At 36.2% G+C, this 506-nt stretch carries 1 protein-coding gene; it reads left to right on the plus strand.

All coding sequences use genetic code 11. The features are described 5' to 3' along the window. Window positions 1-506 (plus strand): GMC family oxidoreductase N-terminal domain-containing protein (locus IDG64_RS14370; RefSeq protein ID WP_206171355.1); only part of this gene is annotated, 506 nt, incomplete at both ends.

Consider the following 506-nt stretch of genomic DNA (forward strand, 5'->3'; position numbering starts at 1 on the left):
CATCAATTGCTTATTTAAGACCAGCTATGAAACGTAAGAATTTAACTGTTCAAACAAGAGCTTTTGTTACAGAAATCAATTATGAAGGTAGACGAGCAACTGGTGTAACATTCAAGAAAAATGGTAAGACACATACAGTTGCTGCAGGAGAAGTTATTCTATCAGGTGGTGCGTTCAATACGCCACAATTACTTCAACTTTCTGGAATTGGTGACTCTGAACATTTAAATTCATTAGGTATAGAGACACGTGTACACTTGCCAGGTGTAGGTGAAAACTTCGAAGACCACTTAGAAGTATATGTACAACATGCATCTTCTAAACCAGTATCTGAGCAACCAAGTTTAAATAAATTTAGAATGCCTTTTATCGGATTACAATGGATCTTCGGTAGAAAAGGACCAGCAGCAAGTAACCACTTTGAAGGTGGAGGATTTGTAAGATCTAATGATAAAGTTGATTATCCAAACTTAATGTTCCACTTCTTACCATTAGCAGTACGTTAT

Source organism: Staphylococcus sp. EG-SA-15 (assembly GCF_017151895.1).
In the GTDB taxonomy this organism is placed as follows: domain Bacteria; phylum Bacillota; class Bacilli; order Staphylococcales; family Staphylococcaceae; genus Staphylococcus; species Staphylococcus aureus.